At 65.8% G+C, this 18,421-nt stretch carries 16 protein-coding genes and 1 tRNA gene; 5 read left to right on the top strand and 12 right to left on the bottom strand.

Annotated elements, in window-relative coordinates; genetic code table 11:
* Positions 1–149: 149 nt before the first annotated feature.
* Both lrp and BMX07_RS02415 read right to left on the bottom strand, forming a co-directional pair.
* Positions 150–605, bottom strand: coding sequence for an HTH-type transcriptional regulator Lrp (lrp, locus tag BMX07_RS02420; protein WP_090613161.1), 456 nt, complete (start codon positions 603–605; stop codon positions 150–152).
* A 329-nt stretch (positions 606–934) separates the two neighbouring features.
* Positions 935–1,009: transfer RNA gene (locus tag BMX07_RS02415), tRNA-Glu, on the bottom strand.
* A gap of 429 nt (positions 1,010–1,438) precedes the next feature.
* Here BMX07_RS02415 and BMX07_RS02410 point away from each other — a divergent pair.
* Together BMX07_RS02410 and BMX07_RS02405 are read left to right on the top strand one after the other, a co-directional pair.
* Positions 1,439–2,176, top strand: a complete 738-nt coding sequence (locus BMX07_RS02410; protein WP_090613157.1) for a fumarylacetoacetate hydrolase family protein — start codon at positions 1,439–1,441, stop codon at positions 2,174–2,176.
* Between the two features lie 64 nt (positions 2,177–2,240).
* Complete coding sequence (locus tag BMX07_RS02405) at positions 2,241–2,954, top strand: MBL fold metallo-hydrolase (protein WP_090613153.1); 714 nt, start codon at positions 2,241–2,243, stop codon at positions 2,952–2,954.
* Positions 2,955–3,111: 157 nt separating this feature from the next.
* Here BMX07_RS02405 and BMX07_RS02400 read toward each other — a convergent pair whose 3' ends face one another.
* The 10 genes from BMX07_RS02400 to BMX07_RS02355 form a co-directional block, all read right to left on the bottom strand.
* Entirely contained in the window at positions 3,112–3,417 is a 306-nt protein-coding gene (locus tag BMX07_RS02400; protein ID WP_090614797.1) for a hypothetical protein, read from the bottom strand.
* 180 nt (positions 3,418–3,597) lie between these two features.
* Positions 3,598–4,689 carry a DNA topoisomerase IV subunit A gene (locus tag BMX07_RS02395; protein WP_090613149.1) on the bottom strand — a complete coding sequence of 364 codons (1,092 nt, stop codon included), beginning with the start codon at positions 4,687–4,689 and terminating at the stop codon, positions 3,598–3,600.
* A gap of 49 nt (positions 4,690–4,738) precedes the next feature.
* Positions 4,739–7,225, bottom strand: coding sequence for a DNA topoisomerase VI subunit B (locus tag BMX07_RS02390; protein WP_090613142.1), 2,487 nt, complete (start codon positions 7,223–7,225; stop codon positions 4,739–4,741).
* Positions 7,226–7,347: 122 nt separating this feature from the next.
* Entirely contained in the window at positions 7,348–7,704 is a 357-nt protein-coding gene (locus tag BMX07_RS02385) for a DsrE family protein (RefSeq protein ID WP_090613138.1), read from the bottom strand.
* A 144-nt stretch (positions 7,705–7,848) separates the two neighbouring features.
* Positions 7,849–9,300 carry a dihydrolipoyl dehydrogenase gene (locus tag BMX07_RS02380; protein WP_090613135.1) on the bottom strand — a complete coding sequence of 484 codons (1,452 nt, stop codon included), beginning with the start codon at positions 9,298–9,300 and terminating at the stop codon, positions 7,849–7,851.
* Positions 9,301–9,412: 112 nt separating this feature from the next.
* Complete coding sequence (locus tag BMX07_RS02375) at positions 9,413–10,411, bottom strand: potassium channel family protein (RefSeq protein ID WP_090613132.1); 999 nt, start codon at positions 10,409–10,411, stop codon at positions 9,413–9,415.
* On the bottom strand, positions 10,408–11,667 hold the full coding sequence (locus tag BMX07_RS02370) for a hypothetical protein (RefSeq protein ID WP_090613128.1): 1,260 nt from the start codon (positions 11,665–11,667) through the stop codon (positions 10,408–10,410). Before BMX07_RS02370 ends, BMX07_RS02375 begins: the two co-directional genes overlap by 4 nt.
* Before the next feature lie 207 nt (positions 11,668–11,874).
* Complete coding sequence (locus tag BMX07_RS02365; protein ID WP_090613125.1) at positions 11,875–12,303, bottom strand: universal stress protein; 429 nt, start codon at positions 12,301–12,303, stop codon at positions 11,875–11,877.
* A gap of 85 nt (positions 12,304–12,388) precedes the next feature.
* Complete coding sequence (locus tag BMX07_RS02360) at positions 12,389–13,168, bottom strand: sulfite exporter TauE/SafE family protein (protein WP_090613122.1); 780 nt, start codon at positions 13,166–13,168, stop codon at positions 12,389–12,391.
* Positions 13,169–13,242: 74 nt separating this feature from the next.
* Positions 13,243–14,481, bottom strand: coding sequence for an NRAMP family divalent metal transporter (locus BMX07_RS02355; RefSeq protein ID WP_090613118.1), 1,239 nt, complete (start codon positions 14,479–14,481; stop codon positions 13,243–13,245).
* A gap of 427 nt (positions 14,482–14,908) precedes the next feature.
* Between BMX07_RS02355 and psmA the strand changes: the two genes are divergently transcribed.
* The 3 genes from psmA to gyrB all read left to right on the top strand — a co-directional run bounded on the left by psmA (position 14,909) and on the right by gyrB (position 18,411).
* Positions 14,909–15,649 (top strand): archaeal proteasome endopeptidase complex subunit alpha, encoded by a 741-nt coding sequence (gene psmA / locus BMX07_RS02350; RefSeq protein ID WP_090613114.1) that lies wholly within the window; start codon positions 14,909–14,911, stop codon positions 15,647–15,649.
* Positions 15,642–16,358, top strand: a complete 717-nt coding sequence (gene psmB, locus BMX07_RS02345; RefSeq protein ID WP_090613111.1) for an archaeal proteasome endopeptidase complex subunit beta — start codon at positions 15,642–15,644, stop codon at positions 16,356–16,358. The genes psmA and psmB overlap by 8 nt, the downstream gene beginning before the upstream one ends.
* Before the next feature lie 118 nt (positions 16,359–16,476).
* Positions 16,477–18,411, top strand: coding sequence for a DNA topoisomerase (ATP-hydrolyzing) subunit B (gyrB, locus tag BMX07_RS02340; protein ID WP_090613107.1), 1,935 nt, complete (start codon positions 16,477–16,479; stop codon positions 18,409–18,411).
* The last annotated feature ends 10 nt before the right edge of the window (positions 18,412–18,421 follow it).

The raw sequence follows: 18,421 nt of genomic DNA, 5'->3' as shown, positions 1-18,421 counted from the left end.
TAATAATTTTCGAATTCTTAATAAATATCGGCGATTTCCAACGGATATTTCTTTCGAACCGGCGATCAGTCGACGCTTCGAAATCGGGCGGCTAGGATCGTCGTCTCGGGCGTGGCCGTCCTCGCGCGCGACGGAGACCGAACCCCGAGTCACTCCGTCTCGAGTTCGAACTGCTCGTTCTCGCTGACGGCGTTGAGAACGATGCTCGTGTTCGACTGATTGATGTCGGGATCGGTGATCAGCGTCTTGATCTGGTCGTTCATGTCGTCCGTGTCTTTGAACTTCCCGATGGCGATCACGTCGTAGTCACCAGTTACCTCGTACACCGAGATCATCTGGTGGTGATCCTTCAGCGTCTCGGTAATCTCGGGCAGGGCGCTCCCCTCGGCTTTGAACTGCATGACTGCAGTCACGTCGTAGCCGACCGAATCGTAGTCGATCTTCGGCGTGTATCCCTCGATCACGCCCTCCTCCTCGAGGTCGGAGAGGTGGTTGGAGACGGTCGTGACGGAGACGTCGAGTTCCTCGGCTAGGCTGCGGAGGCTCGCGCGACCGTCGTTGAGCAGTTCGTTCACCAGATCCGAGTCGAGGTGTTCGTAGGTCATTGTTCGTTCTGAAGTACTCCTCGTACTAGGGGTTTACGAATATACAATTCTATCCGGTTCCAGTGAGTCGGTGTGGAGATGTGGGTGGACGAGTCTTGTCGAGGCGTGAATTAGCGTGAAACGTGGGACCCGCTCCCGAACCGCCGACCGGTCGGTTTCCGACGTCTCAACGCCCGCGGAACCCCGTGCAGGCGCGTTCGCTTTCGGTCACTTCCGGGAGCAGAAGACGTCATCCGGAACGCGAACGACGTGAAACGCTCGCCGTCGCTCGGTCCTGCTACGTCATACCGAGGGACACACGGTCAGCTCGCGGACTTGTTACGCAGAAATGCTCCGTCTGGGATTTGAACCCAGGTCATCGGCTCGAAAGGCCGAAATGATTGGCCGGACTACACCAACGGAGCGATCACGTCGTTCTCGCACCGAGGCCCGCGTCACTGCGTTCGGCGAACCAACGGGGCGCGCTTCGCAACTGGTTGTTGCCGAGGCCTAATGAAAAACGTTCCGTTACGGACCAACAGTGCCACGATATCACGCACGTTGACCCGTTATCGCGCCGACAGCAACCGCGAACCCTCGTCGACGTAGACGTGTGCGACCTGGTGGTCGACGTCGCCGTCGGCGTCCGTCTCGAGGAGTCCGACGTCTCGGAGAGCGCGGAGAGGAACGGCTCGAGGACATCGTCGGCGGCCGCCGCGGGAAACACTACCGCCGAGTCCCCGGCGAGGCGTCCGTGTAACCCGGTGTAGTGACGGTAACAGTGACCGCGGACCCCTCCCCGCGGCTGGCCGGCTTCTCAATCCTTTTTATCCCGCGCAACCGTCCCATCGAGCGTGAAATACGTCCGCTTCCGCGATCCGGCCGGTGCAGTCCGCCGTGGCGAATACGAGAACGGAACCGTTCGCTTCGCGAACGAAAGCTACGCGCTCGATAGCGACGAGATCGACGTGCTGCCGCCGTCCGACCCCTCGAAGGTCGTCTGTATCGGGCGCAACTACGCCGATCACGCCGACGAGATGGGGTCGGATCTCCCCGACCGCCCGTTGCTCTTCCTGAAGCCGCCGAACGCGGTCGCGGGCCACGGCGACACCGTTACCCCGCCCGCGGGTAAGGACCGCATCGACTACGAAGCGGAACTCGGCGTCGTCATCGGCGAGCAGTGCCGTCACGTTCCCGAAGCTGACGCGATGGACGTCGTCGAGGGGTTCACCTGCGTGAACGACATCTCGAACCGCGACGACCAGCGCCAGGAACAGAACTGGATACGCGGGAAAGCCTTCGACGGGGCCGCTCCCATCGGGCCCGTCCTCGCGACCCCCGACGAACTCCCCGCCGACGCGGCCGTTCGATCTCGAGTCAACGGCGAACGCAAACAGGACGGCTCCCGCGAGCAACTGATCTTCTCGATCCCCGAACTCATCGCCGAGATCACCACCTATCTCACGCTCGAGCCCGGCGACGTGATCGCGACCGGGACGCCCGAGGGCGTCGGTCCCCTCTCCGACGGCGACGAGGTCGAGATCGAAGTCGAGGGCGTCGGCACGCTCGAACACTCGGTCCGGATTCCCTGAGCCGGCGGCTTCGAACCGCGACGAGTCGAACGTTTTTCGCCCCCGCTCGTGGAACGGGACAGACATGACCGTCCGATTCGACGCGGTGACCGTCGACTGGGTCGGCCTCGCGACCGTCCGAATCGAGGGGCAGACCGGTGCGGTCGTCTACACGGACCCCGGCCCGGAGCGGTACGGCGTGCTGGACGGCGACGAGCCTCGAGACGGGGATCTGATTCTCGTCAGTCACGGCCATCACTACGATCCGGACTCGATCAGACGGGTCGCCCGCGAGGACGCGCTGGTCGTCGTCCACGAGTCGATCGACGCGGGCGAGATCGACGGAACCGATGGCATCGACGAGCGACCGGAGAGCCTGCCGTTCGAGGTCGAGCGCGTCCGCGCGGACGAATCGTTCGTCCTCGGCCCGCTCGATCTGTTCACGACGCCAGCGTACAACGACCCCGACGGCCCCCACACGGACGGGGGCGGAACGCCCTTCCATCCCGAGGGAGCGGGCTGTGGGTTCGGCGTCACTATCGACGGCATCACGGCGTTCTGGCCGGGCGACACCGACGCGCATCCGTTTCACCGGGAGCTGGACGTCGATCTCTTCCTCCCACCGATCGGCGGGACGGTCACTATGGATCGCCGCGAGGCCGCGTCGCTGGCCGACGCGATCGGGCCCGACCTCGTGTTGCCGGTCCACTACGATACGTTCGACGCGATCGAAACCGACGAGGCGGCGTTCGTCGTCGACGTTGCGAGACGCGGGGTTCCGGTCGTCCTCGACGGGTAAACCGCACCGATCGCCGTATTGCTGAACCGTTCTGAGCCGTCCTCGCCCGCGCGACGACCTCGGACTCGAGGTCGAGGCCCGCGCGACGGAACCGCCGACCTCGAGTCGTGAGCCGACGGGGAGCCAGCGGCCGGCGGGAAACCGGGACGAACCGGACTCAGACGCCCCGTCGCGACCAGGCGAACGCCGCGAGGGCGACGAGAACCAGGACGCCGAACGCGGCCCACTGCCCGACGTTGCTGTCCGCGATCGGCGCGAACACGTCGACGAGACCCGTCCCCTGGAGGAGACCGAGTCCGAGCAGGACCATGGCACCGATCGCGATGAGACCGATCGTGATGCCCTCTTTCATCATCCACGCGGTTTCGTCCGCCTCCTGGGCGCTCGAGGTCGTCGGCTCGTCGATCGCCCCCTCGTCGGGGTCGCTGTGCAACGGCCGTTCGCTGTCGTTTTCGTCGGCCATATCACCAGTCTGGACGACGGTAGTCCCCGAAGACGGGAACCGATTGTACCTGCAGTCACAGGGGCCGTCGTCGATCCGGCCGGTGATACCGATTCGGACGATAGAAGTCGTCAGTGGGGATTCGTCGGCACTCATGACGCTCACTACGCGTTCGCTATCGCCTCCTCGGTAGTGGGGCGTTCAAAGCACGCCCATCTCGTCGAGCCGCTCCGGCAGATAGGTGTCCGTCACGAAGTCCAGGCCGTGAGACGCCAGTGACTGCTGTTCGGACTTCTTCCCGAGATCCAGCTGGAGCTCGATCTGTTCCTCCCAGTAGTCGGTCTGGAAGCGGGGGTCGTCCAGCTCGCTCTCGAGGGCGTTGATGTCCGAGTCCGAGAGCGGGTCGGTCGGCAGTTCGTACTCGACGATGTCGGCGGGCTGGATGCCGATAAAGTCCGCCTCGGGGGTCGCGAGGTACTCGGAGAGGTGTGCGGACTTGATCGAGCCGTAGGCGACGGAGCCGTAGATGCGGTACGACCACGGGTCACCGTCCGTAAACACCGTGACCGGCAGGTCGAGTTCGTCGTGGAGCCGCTTGGTGATCCGGCGGGTCGCCCGGGCGGGCTGGCCCTTGAGGTGGACGATCAGGGCGTTGTACTCCTCGTCGAATCCGTTCTCGACGAGCCGGTCGCGCATCCCGCCGGTCTCCACCGCCAGGATGAAGTCGGCGTCGCAGTCGAGGAAGTCGATCGTGTCCGGATTGTTCGGAATCTGGTAGCCGCCCTCGCCGACGTCCTCCTGACAGTGGATCTCGCGCTCGCCGCGACGGGTCTGCTCGCGGAGGTGGAGCGGTCCCATGATCGTCGCGCCCGATTCCTCCGGGCGCATGTGAAAGTCCTCGCGGGTGACCCCCGAGACGATCTCGAGGTCCTCGACCATGCTGTTCGACTCGTCCTGATCGTTGAACTGGGCCTCGTCGTTGTCCCAGCTCTCCGAGAGGTAGTAGAGTTCACGCAGGGTCGAGGAGCGGTCCTCCTCGAGCTGGTCCGACAGGAACTCGATCGTGTAGATCGCCTTCAGGAGCTTCCGCGCGCCGCGGACGGAGTTGGCCGACCGGGTCGACTCGCGGTCGCCGTAGACCCAGACGTCCTTCTCCTCGTCGTACTCGATGTTGTTCTTCGTCCGCGTCGGCACGGACATGTGCGGGATCTCGCCCAGTTCGAACTGGTCGTAGAACTCCGCCGCGAGATCGATCAACTGCTCTCGTGCCTGTTGGGTGTCGTCCGTGCTCATTGTTTCACCGTGCGTTCACGTCGTTCGGTCCGGGCCATCAGTCGCACGCTCATGATGACACCGTGAGTTTCTCCGTCTCGACGCCCTTGACGTCCAGATCGAACGTCGCGTCGTCCGGTACCTCGTACTCGAGTGCCGCCTCGTCGTCGCTCGAGATCTCGGGTTCCCACTTGACGAACCACTCGCCGTCCATCTCGACGACGGTCGCGCCGTCCGAGAGGGCGGTCGGCTCGGCCGAGACGATGTCGGTCACCTCCAGCGACTCGGCGGTACTCGAGTTGTTCTCGACGACGACGGAGACGGCCTTGCCGTCGCCGTTCTCCTCGACCCGGCGCTCGACGAGCACGTTGTTCATGATGCGGGCGATCGCGTCGTCGATGTCGGGCTCGTCGCGGCCGGTCACTTCGGCGACCTTCGTGGCCATCTCCGGGAGGATCTTCCCGAGGACGTTCTGTTTCTTCCGGCGTTGTTGCATCGACCGGCGCTTGTTGAGGTAGCTCTTGAGCTCTCGAGCCGCCTCCCGGATCGCGAGTTCGATCTCGTCTTCGATCTCGGGGACGTTCGCGATGGCGTCTTTCGACTCGCTGGTGAAGGGAACGTTCGTCGAGGCGACGTGGACCATGATCACGACCGGCCCGTTCGGGAGGCCGGAGCCGCCGGGCTGATCGAGGCCGTAGTTTCGCCAGCCGATCGACTTGACCACGTCGGTCGTCGCGCAGGCACCGCGCTGGTAGACCAGCGGAACGCGGTTCGCGAACCGCATGACCTCACCGGTGCCCTCGGCCGGCAGTTCGCCGCCGTAGGCGATCCCGGCCTCGACGATGAACGGATCGCCGCCGGAGACGCCGGCGTCGCGCGTCGCGGACGCGAAGAAGTCGGCGTCGAACTCCTTCTCGAGGCCGGCGGTGATCAGCTCCTCGGAGATCGGCGCGAGACACCGCGTCGGCGGGGCCATGATGTCGGTCGCGCGCATCGCGTCGACGAGATTGCTGGTGGCGTCGCGGTCGCCGTTCAGTTCGCGAACGAGCGGTGGATCGTCGGGAACGGTGGCCATCACGTCCCAGATGGCGTCGGTGACGTTCTCGCGGGCCGTCTCACCGAAGGAGACGTCGTCGTACTCCTCGGTGAGATCGGCGGCCCGGTCGACGTGGTCCCGAAGCCGCTTGTAGGTGAGCCGATGGCGGCGGTTCTCCTGGTCGCGCTCGTCCTCGAACTTGGCTGCGAGCCGGTCCGCGAACGCGGTGATGGTCTCGTCGTCCTTGCGGGTGCTCGTCGCGTCGTCCGCGAGCTCGTACAGGTCCGCCACCAGCCGCGAGCCGCCGTCGAACTCGGATGCCTCGTCGTCGCTCGTCGCAGCGTCGGCATCGTCCGCATCGGGCTGGGCGGCGTCGGTCAGCTCGAGCCAGACCGCCTCGACGGCGTTCTCGCGGACCGTCTCGCCGAACGTCGTTCCGTGGTCGTCCTCGACCGCTTCGGCGGCGGATTCGACCGCCTCGCGCAGTTCGTAGTGGGCGATGCGGTCGACATCCGCGACCGCCCCGGCGATCGCCTCGGCGAACGCGGCCGTCGCCTCGGCACCCTTGTTCGCCGTCGCGTCCGCGACTGCGCCGTGGAGGTCGATCCCCTCGTGGCTCGCCGGCGGCCGCCAGCGCATCTCGCGGCCGTAGTGGCGGTCGCGGAACGCGTCGATGATGGAGTCGGCGGTCTTCTTCCCGACGCGGGTGAACTCCTCCTGGAGAAAGCCCGACACGGTCTGGGAGTCCGTCGCCGTCAGCATCTTCATCACGGTGCCGAGTTCGACGCCGTGGGGATGGGGTCGGATCTCCTCGGTCTCCTCGGGGAGCTGATCGGTCGCGCGCTCGAACTTGAAGTGCTCCTGTGGCTCGCGCAGCTCGAGGCGGGCGTGGGGGTTGACGACCGCCGTGTGCTTGATGTAGTCGTGGAGCTGCTGGCGGGCGCGCATGTTGGCTTCCATCTCGAGGACGATGCGCGTCCCGTGGGGCCGATCCCAGGTGGTCGTCTCCTCGACGCTGATCTCGGGCTCGTTCTCGTCGGTGTCGACGATCAGCTCGAAGTACTCCGCTTCGCTCGAACCCTGGGTTCGACTGGTGATCTTCGCCGGTTTCCCGCTCGTCAGCTGGGCGTAGAGGACGGCGGCGGAGATCCCGATCCCCTGCTGGCCGCGGGATTGTTCGCGTGCGTGAAAACGAGAGCCGTAGAGGAGTTTCCCGAAAACCTTCGGGAGCGTTTCTTTCGTGAGTCCCGGGCCGTTGTCCTCGACGATCAGGCGGTAGTAGTCGCCGGCTTCCTGAATCTCGACGTAAATATCCGGGAGAATCCCCGACTCCTCGGCGGCGTCGAGGGAGTTGTCGACGGCCTCCTTGACGGCCGTGACGAGGCCTCGAGCGCCGCTGTCGAAGCCGAGCATGTGCTTGTTCTTCTCGAAGAACTCGGCGATGGAGATCGACTGCTGGCTCTCTGCCAGCTCCTCGGCGATCCCCGGCTCGTCACCGAGTGTCGACTGGAACGACGTCATCGTCTTCCCTTACTAACGGGGAGGCTAAAAGGTGTGTGCTACCGGAGTGAAAGTGAATCGACGACGAGTTTCGTCCCGGTGCGACGCTCGAGACGGCCCGATTTCGGGCCGGAACGACCGGCTCAGAACGTGATGACGTCGTAGCCGTCGTCGACCAGCGAGCGGACGCTCGGGTGGCCGTCGTTGTCGTCGACGGTGACGACGTCGGTGTCGCCGATGGCGTCGTCGACCCCGAACGCGCCCGCGCAGTAGTCGCAGGCGGCCGCCTCGTCGCTGACGGACCGATAGAGTTCGTGGTAGTCGTGGTCCTCGTCCTCGAGTTCGGGAATCCACTGCGTCCCGGCGCCGTCGAAGATGAGTTCGAGGTCGTCGTCGGGGTGCTCCGCGAACTCCCTGGCTGCCTCGAGACCGTTGACGAGACGGCCGAGGTCGCTGTGTGATTCGGTCCCTGCCAGAATGATGATCGCTGCGTTCGTCATTACGGGCGCAACTCGGACACGGGGTCACAAAAGGGGAGTGCGGTCGTGTGCGGCGTACACGAACCCGTCGCCGGCGACGGGATTTCGATGACTCGAACGGTTCGAACGGACGGGCTGCGGTCGGATCGGCCTCCGGACCCGCTCTCAGTGATCGTGGTGATCGTGGCCATGTCCGTGCGCGTGACCGCCACCGCGCGTGAACTGTCCGGAGAACGCGCGCTGAACGACCTCGGAGAGCGCGGGGTGGATGTGAACCGACTCTCGAATGTCCCGAACCGTCCCGGAGCCGGCGGTCATCGCGACGACGACCTCCTGAATCAGGTCCGAGGCCTCCGGTCCGACGATGTGACAGCCGAGGATCTCGCCCTCGAGGTCGATGAGCGGCTTGACGAACCCCTCGGCCTTCATCGCGCTCCCGCGGGCAGTCTCCTCGTACCGGTAGGTGCGTTTCGCGTACTCCCGGTCGGCCGCGCGCAGTTCCTGTTCGGTCAGTCCGACGCCGGCGACTTCCGGCGAGGCGAACACCGCGAAGGGCATCGCGGAGTAGTCGACCGGCTCGAGGTCGTCGCCGAACAGGTTCCGCACAACGGCCCGCGCCTCGTGGTTCGCGTTGTGTTTCAGCAGGTACTCGCCGACGATGTCGCCGAGCGCCCAGACGCCCTCGGCGGTCGTCCGCAGGTACTCGTCGGTCTCGACGAACCCGGCCGTGTCGGTCTCGATGCCGGCTGCCTCGACGTTCAGCGTATCGGTGTTGGGGACCCGGCCGGCCGCGACGAGCAGTTCGTCGCCGGTGACGGAGACGGGGTCGGCCTCGCTCGCCGCGTCGCCTTCCGGGTCGGGGAAGGGCCGGGCCTCGACGGTGATCGACCCCGCGGACTGCATGGCCGCCGTGGCCTCGTAGCCGGTGTACACGTCGAACCGATCGGCGTAGCGCTCGGTGAACTCGGCGGCCGCCTCCTCGTCGGCGTCGGGGAGCAGGTTCGGCCGGCGGCCGACGATCGACACGTCGCTGCCGAACGTCCCGAAGAACTGCCCGAGTTCGGCGGCGATGTAGCCCCCGCCGACGATCACGAGATGGTCCGGCGGGCGCTCCAACTGGAGGGCCTCCCTGCTGGTGAGGTAGTCGACGGTGTCGATGCCGTCGATCGGTGGAATCGCGGGGCGCGTGCCCGCCGCGACCAGCACGGTCTCCGCGGCGAGGCGCTCGCCGTCGTGGTCGCCGCCGGCGAGCTCGAGCGTTCGCTCGTCGACGAACCGGCCCTCCGCCTCGTACAGGTCGTGGCGGTCGGAGGAGCCGAGACCGCGCCGGATCGAGTCCGAACTGCCGTGGACCTCCTCGGTGACCTCCCGGACGATATCGGCGAAATCGACGTCGTTCACCGTCGCATCGATCTTGAACTCGTCCGCGCGCTCGATCGTCTCCATGACCGTCGCGTGGTACAGCAGCATCTTCGAGGGGATACACCCGCGGTTGAGGCAGGTGCCGCCGAGTCGTCCCTTCTCGACGACCGCGACCGACCATCCCTGATTCGCCGCCGCGTTCGCCACGTCGAGGCCCGATCCGCTGCCGATGACGAGAACGTCGTACTCCTCCATGGGGAGTGGACGGCCCGGAGCGCAATGAATACCGTTCCACGTTTCTTCGGGAACCGAGCTGCAGACGCTCGAGACGTGATCGAAAGCTGCCCGGGCGCGGCGAACGGCCGGCTCACTCGTCGACGGGCGGCCACTCCCACGCGTCGGCTTCGACTATCGCGAGCAGTTGCTGCCGGCGTTCGGTCTGGTCTTCGAGGGCGGCCGCGAACTCCTCGTCCGAGACGGTCGGAATGTCGTCCTCGCGGAGGCGTTCGAGATCCGGCGGGCGCGGGACCGCCGGCGCGGGGTCGATGAACGCCGTGTCGAGCGTCTCGAGGTAGCTCGCCGCGCTCGAGCGGCCGTTCTCGATGGTCGCGGGGTCGAGGCTGTGCTCGTCCGGAACGGCGTGTCGAAAGAGCATGAGCGATTCGTCGAAGATGGGGACGGCCACGGCCGAGGCGCGGTCGTCCTGTTCGCTGTGGTAGTAGTGCAGAATCGGGTAGGACTTGTGCTGTTCGGCCAGCAGACTCAGCTCCGATGCGAGCGTCTCGAGGGTCAGTTCGAGCCCCTGAAAGTCGTCTCCCGTCCAGGCCGTCCGGACGAGCGCTTCGCTCCGGTGGCCCAGTCCCGTGACGGAACTGGCAAAGGAGCGCTTATCGGAGACGGCCCCGAGAACGGTGAGGACGTAGGAGACGCCGAGGGTGACGAAGGCCATCCCGGTGGCCGTCGTGAACGCGCTGGCGAGTTCCCAGACGTCGCCGAGCGGCGTGTAGTCACCGTTGCCGTCGGTGAACATGGTGTACGCGACGTAGTAGAATCGGCCCGACCAGTCGGCGACGGCTCCGGTTCGCGTACTGACGAGGGCGTGTGGATGGCTGGCGAAGACGAACGTCCAGCCGACCCAGATGAGGCTGATCCACATCGCGAGCGTGAGGGAGAGAATGAACGGTCCGGCGAGACTGAGCGCTCTGTTGTGATCTCGAGACAGGGCACGAAGCCCCCACCAGACGGCGGTCGTGAGGCGGCCCGAGAGGGGACCGGACCCACCGTCGACCCAGAGGGTCGTCCAGATGATATCCACGATCGCGGCGACGAGAACGACGACTCCGACGGCGAGGTAGAGCGGATTCATTCCGCGATTGCCCGCTCCGCGACGACCTCGGCCAGCACCTCCGCGATCTCCGCGTTGGTCTCGGGGCTGTAGTGGCCGCCCTCCCCGCGTTCGACGTAGAGCGACTCGACGTCGCCGTCCTCGGGCGAGAGGTGGGTCGCCATGTCGATCGTCGTCAGGTCGTCGTACCGATCGTCGAGCCGATCCAGCAGGTCACCGTAGATCGGGCCGTGTTCGGACTCGTACGTCGCGTACCGGAGCTGCTGGACCATCACGAACGTCGGCTCGAAGCCCTGCTCGTCCGCGTAGTCGACGAACTCCTCGATGAGCGCGTCGAAGAGGAACTCGTGCGTGTCGAACAGCCGCTCGTGGTAGCGCACGCGGGGCCGTTCCAGCCGCAGCGCCGACTGCGTCTGGGCCAGGTCGAAGTCGATTCCCGGGACCGACCGACCGAGACGGCGTTCGAGTTCCTTCCCGGCCGTATACGCCGCGTACCGGACGTGTTCGTTCTTCTCGAGGAAGTCGGTCGCGTACGGTCGCGACGCGAAGTGCGGCTCGAACCAGTGGTCGTAGTGGAAGTCGTGCTCCCGGAGGAAGTCCGCCTTCGACTCGAGGTCGAGCAGGCCTTCCTTCTCGTCGACGGGACTGTCGACACGCTCGAGGTCGCCGTCCTCGAGGACGTACCGGGGTTTGACCGCGAGGATGTTGCCGAACTCCTGGTAGTGTTTCCAGACGCTGAGGATGCGGGCGATCGAAGAGGCGGTGACGACCATGAAGACGTGGTCGGTCGGGTCGTCGGGGTACTGGCGCTCGAGCCGCATGAGCGCCTGGTCGAGGCCGTAGTTGCCGCCGCCGTAGTTGGCGACGTGGGTATCGAGTTCCTGCGCGAGGTAGTGCTGAAACGTCTCGTCGTTGTCGACCTCCCGGCAGAAGCAGTAGGAGTCGCCGTAGGTCGAGACCGTGAGGGCGGCGTCCTCGTCGCGGTCTCTGGCGGGACAGACCCGGCTCGCGTACTCGTCGGTCGAGTACGTCACGACGCTGCGGACCTCCTCGCCGGGGAGGTGGTCGCCGGTGTCCTTCTGTTTCTCGCGGTTCGGTTGCGGACACCAGCCCAGTTCGGGATCGAAGCTGCTGAACTTCCCCAGTAGCTCCCGGTCGATCTCGGGGAACTCCTCGGTGGCGACGGAGGGAATCCGGTCGAGCGCTCGATACGATACCGACTCGAGAACGATCACGCCGACGACGAGAGCGAGCACGATCGCGACGAGCGGAAGCATCGAATCACCTTACCAGAACGGGGGATAAGTGGATTGGGCCGGAGTATGCCACTTTCACGACGGTCGAGAGAAGCGACCGCGTTTCCGCGCCGTCGTAGTCGCTCATCGTCGCTCTCCTTCGGGGCTTCGACCCACGTCCCGAAGAGTCCGCTGCCCGTGTGTGCAGGATCTCGACGCGCAGAGACCGGTTTTCGTCGACCGGGTCCGTCACCGAACGACCGTGACCGGCACCGGCGAGTGTCTGACGACGACCTCCGCGACGCTGCCGAGCAGGATCCGTGCGACGCCCGATCGGCCGTGACTGCCGATGACGACGTGGTCGATGGGGCGGCGTTCGGCGTACTCGAGGACCTCCTGGGCCGGCGTGCCGATTCTCGCCTGCGTCTCGATCGCGACGCCGCGGTCGTCGGCGATGGACTCCGCTCGCCCCAACCGTTCGGCGGCGTCGGCGAGTAGTTCCTCCGTTTCCGCCGGTCGGTCGGCCTCGTCCGCGGTGTTCGGGATGAACGGCAGCGAGGCGGTGTCGACGACGGTCAGGACGACGAACTCGCCGTCGGGAAACAGTTCGAACGCGTGCTCGAGGGCGTCGTCGGCAGGGTCGGAGTCGTCGAAGGGGACGAGGATCCGCGGTGCCATTGCACGTGACGTCATCGCGCGGTCCCTTCAGTCTGGTTCCGGCGGCCGGACCATGCGCCGCGACCGGTCGGTCGCCGCTCGACTCTCAGAGGGCGAGATACGGACCGACGCCCAGCAGCACGACCCCCAGCGTGACTTTCAGCTTCTCGGGATCGATGACGTGGGCGATCCGCCAGCCGACGACGACGCCGAGCAACAGCGGCGTCCCGATGACGACCGCGAGCGGAACCACGACGTTCCCCTGCAGGAAGTAGCCCGACGCCGCGAACGTCGCGATGAAGATCGACTGGACCTGCGCGACGGCGACGGCGAGCAGCATGGGGACGCCGACGAGTACCAGCGCGGGGACGGCCAGGACGGGGCCGCCGATCCCCAGCAGGCCGCTGCAGACGCCGAGGACGAACCCGAGCCCCGCCAACACGAGTCGTCCGGACCGGGACAGCGGCTCGAGTTCGTAGAGCGGGCTGAACCCGCGGCGTTCGCGGTAGAGGATGATCCCGCCGACGGCCATCGCGACGCCGCCGAGCAGGACCCCGAAGACGGTGCGCGGAACGAAGGCGTTCACGTACGCGCCGACGAGCGCGCCGAGAACGCTCGCGCCGCTGAGGACGATCGCGATCGCGCGGCTCTCGCCGCTGTTCATCTCGCCGGAGTAGAGGTACGCGGCGCTGCCGACGAGCCCGGTGACCACGAACGTCGCGTGGGCGGTGCCGGCGACCTGACTCGAGGCCAGCGGTGTCAGCGAGTAGAGCGCGATCGTCACGAAGATCCCGCCGGGGCCGATGGTCGTGATGCCGATCCCCGAGAAGAACGCGATCGAGACGAGCAGCAGGACCAACGAGAGGTGGAATGGGAGTTCGAACATCGGGCCAGCGGACTGCCGTTATCCACGTCTCCGTCCCGAGATGCCTGACTCTTCTGGTCCCGGGCGGTTCGGTTCTAGAGCAGTTCGACGATGGAACGAGCGAGCGATTCCGCCGTCACGAGCGACGTGAGGAACATCAGGACTACGGCCGCGAGGAAGACCGCTTGCTCGCCGCGGGTCGGATCAGCGTACCGCTTGATCGCCCCGAACAGCGCCAGCGCCGTGATCGGGAGGCCGACGACGCCGTTGACCGCGGGCATCAGCAGCGCCAGTCTGACGGGGGTAAACTCGGTGAAGGCGAGGATCGGGATCGCGAGGAGGACCGATAGTCCGATCAGGAAGTGGACGGTCCGCCGGAAGTGCATGTCGCCGAAATGCGTTTGTAGCTCGTAGGACTGCGGGACCATGAAGCCGGCCGCGAACAGCGTGCCGGTCGCGCTCGTGAAGGACGCGGCGCCGACGGCGACGACGAACACGCCGAGCACCCACGGGCCGATCATGTCGATGAGCGGCTGTGCGGGTGCGGTCAGCGTGAGCGTCCCGTCGGGGACGGCCATCGCCGCCGCGATGATGACCGTCGCGCTGAGGGCAACCACGGCGGCCAGCCCGACGGTGTGGTCTTTCCGGTACCGGGAGACGGCGTCCCAGTCCTTCTCGTGTTGCATACTCGTCTGAATGAAGAAGTTGGGGTAGTAGACCGTCGTCCCCAGCAGAGCGATGATCATCGTCAGGTAGTCGAGGTCGGCGGAGATCGTCGGGACGAACCCGAGGGCGACCCCGCCGAGCGATGGCTGGAGGTTCGCGACGATGACCAGATACGAGGCGAAAATCGCCAGCACGAGCGTCGCGATGACACCCTCAATGCGGCTGTAGACCCGCAGTTCGACGAGCGAGATACCGAGCGCAGCCATGACGACAATCCCGACGTACAGGTTCGAGAGCGGGGTGAGAAAGACCAGCGCAGCCCCGGCGAGCGCGTAGTTAGCGACGCTCCAGAACTGCATGATAAACGCGATGCCGAGCGCGAACGGTTTCGCCGCCGTCGGGCCGATCACGCCCCTGATGTAGTCCATCAGCGGTTCGTTCCTCGCCGCCAGTCGGGCCGACATTTCGTGCATCGTCAGCCCGACGCCGAGCGCCAGCGGCAACACCCACAGCAGGCCGAAGCCGAAACCGACGCCCGCCTCGGTCAGAATGTAGACGGACCCGGCTCCAAAGATATTCGCCGCAAAGAGGAGGCCGAGTCCGTATTGATGAATCGTTTCTTTCGTCTTTTCGACAGGGACGTCCAGCGCAGTACTGTGTTCTTCCATATGTCGTGGAGTTCCGAAAAACGCAGGTGTCCCGGTCCGTTCGAACCCGCGGACGGCTGCGGGTTTCGCGGTGATCGTACCGGTCCGCCGTCACCTGTGTACTCTGATACGTACTTCTGTACCAAAGCAAGGACCGGCATTTGTTTCAGTGGAACGCTTGAGATAGCAGCCAACAGTTCAGACAACTGGCTCGAGTAATCGGAGAGTACCCGACTGCGATTCGGCAATCGGGTGAGAGGCCGGAGTGACGCCCGGACGAGGGGGCGATACCGAGGTTGACCACCGACGACCGTTCGAGCGCGTGCGGTCGGCGACGTTCCCGGTCGCTGTGCCCGTCCGGAACGAACGAGTGTCCGAGCAGACGAAGTTGCCCCCAGAAGAAGGCCTATATATTTCTATCCCTTACCCGAGGTGAAGACCTATTCCAATGCAAGGACAATCCCAACAGCAGGCCTACGACCGGGGAATCACGATTTTCTCCCCGGACGGACGTCTCTATCAGGTCGAGTACGCACGCGAGGCCGTCAAGCGCGGAACGGCGAGCGTCGGGCTCCGCACGGCCGACGGCGTCGTCCTCGCCGCCAACCGACAGGTCAGTTCGCCGCTCATGGAGCGCTCGAGCGTCGAAAAGATCCACAAGGCCGACGACCACGTCGGCGTCGCGAGCGCCGGCCACGTCGCGGACGCTCGCCAGCTCGTCGACCTCGCCCGTCGCCGCGCGCAGGGCGAACAGCTCCGGTACGGGCAAGATATCGGCGTCGAGACGCTGACCCGATCGATCACCGATCACATCCAGGAGTACACCCAGACCGGCGGCGCGCGCCCGTTCGGCGTCGCCCTCCTCGTCGGCGGGATCGACGACGGCGAGCCGAAGCTGTTCGAGACCGATCCGTCCGGGACGGACTACGAGTGGAAGGCGGCCGCCATCGGCGGGAGCCGCGACGCCATTCAGGGCTACCTCGAGGACCACTACCGCGAGGACCTCGACGTCGACGGCGGCATCGAACTCGCCGTGAGCGCCCTCAGCGAACCCCAGGACGAGGTCGTCGAGGCCGAGGAAGTCGACGTCGCGACGATCACGACCGACGACGAGTCGTTCGCGTCCGTCTCGGACGACCACCTCGAGTCGATCCTCGCGGAGATCGACGTGGAGGAGACCGATGAGTAACTGGAACCGACCGTCGACGCCGGGGGACGACGGCGAGCCGTCGCCGTACGAGCCCGAACTGGGTTCCCTCCCCGACGGCAGTCGCGGCGACGAGTACGGGGAGAACGTCAACTCCACGGGGACGACCACGATCGGTATCACGACCGACGAGGGCGTCGTTATCGCGACGGACATGCGGGCCAGCCTGGGCGGCCGGTTCGTCTCGAACAAGAACGTCCAGAAGGTCGAGCAGATCCATCCCACGGGGGCGCTGACCCTCGTCGGCTCGGTTGGCGGCGCACAGTCGTTCATCCGAACGCTGCGCGCGGAGGTGAACCTCTACGAGTCCCGGCGCGGTGAGCCGATGCCCATCGAGGCGCTGGCGACGCTCGCCGGAAACTTCGCCCGCGGCGGTCCGTTCCGGGCGATCAACCCCATCCTCGGCGGCGTCGACGCCGAGGGCAGTCACGTCTACAGCATCGATCCCGCCGGCGGCGTCATGGCCGACGACTACACCGTCACCGGCAGCGGGATGCAACTGGCCTACGGCCTCCTCGAGAACGAGTACGAGGACGGTCTCTCGCTCGAGGACGCGCGATCGGTGGCGGCCCGCGCGATCGAGAGCGCCGTCGAGCGCGACACGGGCTCCGGGAACGGCGTGTTCCTCGCCGAGGTCACGGAGGAGGGCGTCGACATCCAGGGTCACAACGACTTCGACGACGTCGTCTAGGTCGCGCATCGATCGGTCCGCCGATTCGCCCCCGATTTCTGGTTGTCTTCTGCTCGCGCTCGCGCGCGTACACGTGACTTTTATTAGGTCCGGGGCGCTATCCGAAAGCAGGTTTTACATGTCCCAGGAAAGCGAGTACGGCGCCGGACAAATCCAGGTCCTCGAGGGCCTGGAGGCCGTGCGAAAGCGACCGGCGATGTACATCGGCTCTACCGATTCTCGAGGACTCCACCATCTGGTCTACGAAGTGGTGGACAACTCGATCGACGAGGCGCTGGCCGGCCACTGCGACGACATCACCGTCTCCATCAACGAGGACGGCTCGGTGAGCGTCGCGGACGACGGCCGGGGGATCCCCGTCGACACACACGAAGAGTACGACCGCCCTGCACTCGAGGTCATTCTGACCGTCCTCCACGCCGGGGGCAAGTTCGACAACAAGTCCTACCAGGTCTCCGGCGGCCTCCACGGCGTCGGCGTCTCGGTCGTCAACGCCCTCTCCGAGCGGCTCGAGGCCGAAGTCAGGCGCGACGGTGCGGTCTTCCGCCACGCGTTCGAGGGCGGCGAACCCGTCGGCGACATGGAGCGCGTTCGCGATATGGAGCCCGACGAGGAAACCGGTACCCGAATCCAGTTCTGGCCCGATACGGGCATCTTCGAGACGGGCGAGTTCTCGTTCTCGACGCTGTCGAACCGGCTCCGCGAACTGGCGTTCCTCAACTCGGGCGTTCGCATCACGCTCCGCGACGAGCGCGAGTCCGCCGCTGACGAGGACGGCCTCGTGACCGAGACCTACGAGTACGACGGCGGCATCCGCGAGTTCGTCGACTACCTCAACGAGACGCGCTCGGCGATGCACGACGACGTCATCTACTTCGAGGACGAGGAACAGAACATCCAGGTCGAGGTGGCGCTGCAGGCCACCCAGGAGCTGCAGGGGTCGATCCACGCGTTCGCGAACAACATCAACACTCGCGAGGGCGGCACCCACCTCACCGGGTTCAAGACCGCGCTGACCCGGACGGTCAACGACTACGCCAACGAGAACGACCTCCTCTCCGATCTCGAGAACAACCTCACGGGCGAGGACATCCGCGAGGGGCTGACCGCGGTCATCTCGATCAAACACCCCGATCCCCAGTTCGAGGGGCAGACGAAGACGAAACTCGGCAACAGCGAGGTCCGAGGCATCGTCGAGAGCGCCATGCACGAGGGGCTCGGCACCTACTTCGAGGAACACCCCGACACCGCGGAGGCGATCGTCAACAAAGCCGTCGAGGCCGCCAAGGCGCGGATGGCCGCCCAGAAGGCCGAGGAGCTGACCCGGCGGAAGTCCGCCCTCGAGTCCACCTCGCTCCCGGGGAAACTGGCCGACTGCCAGACCAAAGACCCCGATCAGGCCGAACTCTTCATCGCGGAGGGGGACTCCGCGGGCGGCAGCGCGAAACAGGCGCGGAATCCGGAGTTCCAGGCCGTGCTCCCCATCAAGGGGAAGATCCTCAACGTCGAGAAACACCGGCTCGACCGGGTCCTCGAGAACGACGAGATCCGAAACATGATCACCGCGATCGGCGCGGGGATCGGCGACGAGTTCGACGTCGACGACGTCCGCTACAAGAAGATCATCATGGCGACGGACGCCGACGTCGACGGCGCGCACATCCGGACGCTGCTGCTCACGTTCTTCTACCGGCACATGCGGCCGCTACTCGAGGGCGGCTACGTCTACGCGACCCAGCCGCCGCTGTATCGCATCCGGTATCGCGGCGAGACCTACGACGCGATGACCGACGCCGAGCGCGACGAGATCGTCGAGGAGAAGTGCAACGGCAATCCCTCGCAGGTCCAGCGGTTCAAGGGGCTGGGCGAGATGAATCCCGAGCAGCTCTGGGAGACGACGATGAACCCCGACAACCGCATCCTCAAACAGATCACGATCGAGGACGCGGCCGCGGCGGACAAGATGTTCTCCGTCCTGATGGGCGACGCGGTCGAGCCCCGCAAGCAGTTCATCAAGGATCATGCCCCCGAGGCCGAGTGGATCGACATCTAACGAACTTTTG

Source organism: Natrinema salaciae, from assembly GCF_900110865.1.
Taxonomy (GTDB): Archaea; Halobacteriota; Halobacteria; order Halobacteriales; family Natrialbaceae; genus Natrinema; species Natrinema salaciae.
Note: the sequence above shows the minus strand (reverse complement) of the source record. Positions and strands in the feature narration are given on the sequence as shown.

Coding starts and splice junctions, on each gene's coding strand:
- lrp (WP_090613161.1), bottom strand. CDS start 605: ATGACCTACGAACACCTCGACTCGGATCTGGTGAACGAACTGCTCAAC.
- BMX07_RS02405 (WP_090613153.1), top strand. CDS start 2,241: ATGACCGTCCGATTCGACGCGGTGACCGTCGACTGGGTCGGCCTCGCG.
- BMX07_RS02400 (WP_090614797.1), bottom strand. CDS start 3,417: ATGGCCGACGAAAACGACAGCGAACGGCCGTTGCACAGCGACCCCGAC.
- BMX07_RS02395 (WP_090613149.1), bottom strand. CDS start 4,689: ATGAGCACGGACGACACCCAACAGGCACGAGAGCAGTTGATCGATCTC.
- BMX07_RS02390 (WP_090613142.1), bottom strand. CDS start 7,225: ATGACGTCGTTCCAGTCGACACTCGGTGACGAGCCGGGGATCGCCGAG.
- BMX07_RS02385 (WP_090613138.1), bottom strand. CDS start 7,704: ATGACGAACGCAGCGATCATCATTCTGGCAGGGACCGAATCACACAGC.
- BMX07_RS02380 (WP_090613135.1), bottom strand. CDS start 9,300: ATGGAGGAGTACGACGTTCTCGTCATCGGCAGCGGATCGGGCCTCGAC.
- BMX07_RS02375 (WP_090613132.1), bottom strand. CDS start 10,411: ATGAATCCGCTCTACCTCGCCGTCGGAGTCGTCGTTCTCGTCGCCGCG.
- BMX07_RS02370 (WP_090613128.1), bottom strand. CDS start 11,667: ATGCTTCCGCTCGTCGCGATCGTGCTCGCTCTCGTCGTCGGCGTGATC.
- BMX07_RS02365 (WP_090613125.1), bottom strand. CDS start 12,303: ATGGCACCGCGGATCCTCGTCCCCTTCGACGACTCCGACCCTGCCGAC.
- BMX07_RS02360 (WP_090613122.1), bottom strand. CDS start 13,168: ATGTTCGAACTCCCATTCCACCTCTCGTTGGTCCTGCTGCTCGTCTCG.
- BMX07_RS02355 (WP_090613118.1), bottom strand. CDS start 14,481: ATGGAAGAACACAGTACTGCGCTGGACGTCCCTGTCGAAAAGACGAAA.
- psmA (WP_090613114.1), top strand. CDS start 14,909: ATGCAAGGACAATCCCAACAGCAGGCCTACGACCGGGGAATCACGATT.
- psmB (WP_090613111.1), top strand. CDS start 15,642: ATGAGTAACTGGAACCGACCGTCGACGCCGGGGGACGACGGCGAGCCG.
- gyrB (WP_090613107.1), top strand. CDS start 16,477: ATGTCCCAGGAAAGCGAGTACGGCGCCGGACAAATCCAGGTCCTCGAG.